Source organism: Streptomyces sp. NPDC003691, from assembly GCF_053981115.1.
This window is the reverse complement of record NZ_JBSFNQ010000195.1, coordinates 1-4,295: the sequence shown is the minus strand read 5'-3', so window position 1 is coordinate 4,295 and position 4,295 is coordinate 1. Positions and strand designations below refer to the sequence as shown.

The window sequence follows — 4,295 nt, the reverse complement described above, 5'->3', positions numbered from 1 at the left end:
GTACCGATGGCCTCACGCGGTGAAATGCCGAAGAACGCGGGGTCGAACTCCGCTGCGTCGTAGAGGAAACCGCCTTCGCGGGCGTACGAGGTCCCGGGATGGTCCGGGTCCGGGTGGTAGAGCCGCTCGATGTCCCAGCCACGGTCGGCCGGGAAGTCCCCGATGGCATCGGTCCCCCCGGCCACCAGCTCCCACAGCTCCTCGGGCGAGGACACCCCGCCCGGGAAACGGCACGCCATACCGACGATCGCGATCGGCTCGTCGTCGAGCCGTGCGGCGGCCGTGACGGCCTCTCCGGCGGCGCTGTCGCCCGTCAGCTCGGCGAGCAGGTGGTCCGCGAGCACCGCGGAGGTGGGGTGGTCGAAGATCAGGGTGGCGGGCAGGCGCAGGCCGGTCGCCGCGTTGAGCCGGTTCCGCAGCTCGACGGCGGTCAGCGAGTCGAAGCCCAGATCGCCGAAGACCCGGTCGGGTGTGATGGCGTTCGGTCCGTCGTGGCCGAGTACGGCCGCGACCTGACGGCGCACCAGGTCCAGGACCGTGCGTTCCCGCTCGGCCGGGGACAGGCCGGCCAGCCGGGCCGCCAGGCCGCCTTCGACGGTACGCCGGACACGGCCCCGGACGAGCCCGCGGAGCAGCGGGTGCACTTCCGTGCCGCGCAGGGCGGCCAGGTCCAGTCCCATCGGGACGAGGACGGGCAGTCCGGTGCCGGTGGCGGCGTCCAGGAGACGCAGGCCGTCCTCGGCCGACAGGGCGGTGCCGCGGTCCATCTTCGCCTGGCGGGCCATGCCGTCGTGCTGGTCCCACAGGCCCCAGGCCAGGGACTGGCCGGGCAGGCCGAGCGAGCGGCGGTGGCCGATCAGCGCGTCGAGGAAGGCGTTGGCGGCGGAGTAGTTGCCCTGGCCCGCGTTGCCGAAGACACCGGCGGCGGAGGAGAAGACGACGAAGCGGTTCAGCTCGCGGTCCGCGGTCAGCTCGTGGAGGTTCCAGACCGCGTCGGCCTTGGGCCGCAGGACGGCGCTGATCCGCTCCGGGGTCAGCGACGACAGGACGCCGTCGTCCAGCACACCGGCGGTGTGCACGACACCGGTCAGACCGTCGATGCCGTCGAGGAGTGCGGCCACGGCGTCGCGGTCGGCGATGTCGCAGGCCGCGTTCTCGACCTCGACGCCCAGCTCAGCGAGTTCGGCGGCGAGGCCGCCGTCGATGGTGCCGCGCCTGCTCGCCAGCACCAGCCGGCGTACGCCGTGTGCGGCGGCGAGATGCCGGGCGACAAGGCCGCCGAGGCCGCCGGAGGCGCCGGTCACCAGGACGGTGTCGCCCCAGCCCGCGTCCTCGGTGGTCGCACCGGCGGGGACCCGGGCCAGTCGCGGTGCGAACACCTTGCCGTCGCGGACGGCGATATGCGGTTCCCCGGACGCCAGCACCCCGGCGAGCAGTTCGGGCGAGGGCGGCTCCACCGCCTCGACGACGTGGTACCGGCCCGGCTCCTCGGACTGCGCCGACCGGACGAGACCGGACACCGCGGCACCCACCGGATCCCCGGGCCGTACGACGACGGCCAGCGGACCACCGTCATGGGTCCGGAGTACGCCGAGTACGCGGGCGAGTTCTTCATGGGCGCGGGCTACGACGGTGTGAGCGTCGCCCGGGGTGATGGCGACGACGGTCACGCCGTCGGCCGGGGCGGCGGCCTCGGTGACCGCCAGCGGCACCCAGTCGACCTGGAACAGGGAGTCGTGGTGGCCGGTCCGCAGCGCTTCGGGCGCAAATCGGCGCAGGGCGAGCGAGTCGACCGTGGCGACGGGTGCGCCGGAGGTGTCGGTGAGGGTCAGGGCCACGGTGTTCGGGCCCGCGGCGGTGATCCGGACGCGCAGGGCGTCGGCACCGGCCGCCGCCAGGGAGGTTCCGGACCAGGAGAACGGAAGGTGGCCGGGGCCGTCGACGAAGTCGCCGATGCCGATGGCGTGGAGGGCGGAGTCCAGCAGGACGGGATGGAGACCGAAGCCCGCCGCGTCCTCGACCGCGACCTCCGCGAACACCTCGTCCCCGCGCCGCCACGCGGCCCGAAGACCCTGGAACCCGGGACCGTACTCCAGACCCTCGTAGAACCCGGTCAGGTCCACCGCCTCGGCACCCGCCGGCGGCCACTCCACCAGCCCCTCACCCACCGGAGCACCCGAACCCAGCACACCACTCGCATGCCGCGTCCACACCTCGTCCACCGACGAGTACAACTGCACCGTACGGCGGCCGTCGTCGTCAGCAGCGCCCACCGTCAGCTGAACCGCGACACCGCCCCGCTCGGGCAGCACCAGCGGAGCCTCAAGCGTCAGCTCCTCCACCAGATCACAACCGACCTGGTCACCCGCCCGCACCGCCAGCTCCACCATCGCCGCACCCGGCAACAGCACCGCACCCGACACCACATGATCCACCAGCCACGGATGCGACTCCACCGACAACCGCCCCGTGAACACCACACCGTCGCTCTCGGCAAGGCCGACGGCGGCACCCAGGAACGGGTGCCCGGGGGCGGTCAGGCCGACGGCCGTGACATCGCCCGGGCGGACGGAGTTCACCCGCGGCCAGTAGCGGTCGCGGCGGAAGGCATAGGTCGGGATGTCGGCCTGGCGGGCTCCGGTGAGCAGCTCGGGCCAGGTGGCGCCGAACCGTCCGGCGGCGTCGAGGGCCGTGACCGACTCGCTGCGGTCGCGGCGGAGCAGGGGTACCCCGTCGGCGAGGGCGGACAGGATGCCGTCCGGGCCGATCTCCAGGAAGGACGTCACGCCCTCGGTACGCAGCCACTCCAGGGCGTCGTGGAAACGGACCGCGTCCCGGACATGCCGTGCCCAGTACTCGGCATCGACGCGGGCGGGCTGACCGGCGATGGGCACACTCGCCCGCTCGTAAGACAGCGACTCCGCGACCGTGCGGAACTCGTCCAGCATCGGGTCCATGAGGTGCGAGTGGAAGGCATGGCTGACGCGCAGGCGCTTGTTCTTCCACCGCCCGGCCAGCGCGAGAACCGCGTCCTCGTCACCGGACAGGACCAGCGAGCGCGGACCGTTGACCGCCGCGATGTCCACGCCCTCGGTGAGATACGGGCGTACGTCCTCTTCCGAGGCCTCGACGGCAACCATCGCGCCACCCTCGGGCAGCGCCCCCATCAGCCGGCCACGGGCGGCCACCAGCGTGCACGCGTCCTCCAGCGACAGCACCCCCGCGACATGCGCGGCCGCGATCTCACCCACCGAATGACCCGCCAGGAAGCCGGGGCGGACACCCCACGACTCCACCAGCCGGAACAGCGCCACCTCGACCGCGAACAACGCAGCCTGCGTGAACTCCGTACGGTTCAGCACCTCCGCGTCCCCGCCGAACACCACATCCTTCAGCGGCAGCTCAAACCGGCCGCAGACCGCGTCGAACGCCCCCGCGTACACCGGGAACGCCTCGTACAGCTCCCGGCCCATCCCCAGCCTCTGACTCCCCTGACCGCTGAACAGGAACGCCGTCCGGCCGGGGGCGGGCGTACCCTCCGCGGTGCCTTCTGCCGTGCCGTCCGCGAGGTCGGCGAGACCGTTCAGTAGCTGGTCCCGGTCCCGGCCCGTGACGACGGCGCGGTACTCCCAGTCGGCTCGTGTCAGCAGCGAGTGGGCGATGTCGTCCAGCCGTACGTCGGGCCGTGCGGCGATGAACGCCCGCAGTCGTCCGGCCTGTTCGCGCAGGGATTCGCCGGTACGGGCCGAGAGCACCAGCGGGGGTACGAGACCGTTTTCGGGTCGCGGCCCGGCCGGTTCGGCGGCGGGCGGCTGCTCGATGATGGTGTGGGCGTTGGTGCCGCTGATGCCGAAGGAGGAGACGGCGGCTCGGCGCGGGCGCTCCAGCTCGGGCCAGTCCCGGGCCTCGGTGAGCAGTTCGACGGCGCCCGCCGACCAGTCCACATGGGTCGACGGTTCGTCGACATGCAGAGTCTTGGGCATCACGCCGTGCCGCATGGCCATGACCATCTTGATGACACCGGCGACACCGGCCGCGGCCTGCGTGTGGCCGATGTTGGACTTCACCGAGCCCAGCCGGAGGGGTGTTTCGCGGTCCTGGCCGTAGGTGGCGAGCAGGGCCTGTGCCTCGATGGGGTCACCCAGGGTGGTGCCCGTGCCATGGGCTTCCACGACATCGACATCGGCCGCGGAGAGCCCGGCCGAGGCCAGGGCCTGCCGGATCACCCGCTGCTGCGAAGGACCGTTCGGCGCCGTCAGACCGTTCGACGCACCGTCCTGATTCACCGCGGAGCC

General features: G+C 72.6%; 1 protein-coding gene. It reads right to left on the bottom strand.

Annotation, left to right across the window (positions count from 1 at the left end; all coding sequences use genetic code 11):
• Positions 1-4,295, bottom strand: a 4,295-nt coding sequence (locus tag ACWDR0_RS34605) for an SDR family NAD(P)-dependent oxidoreductase (protein ID WP_456355808.1), incomplete at both ends; no start/stop codon positions are given.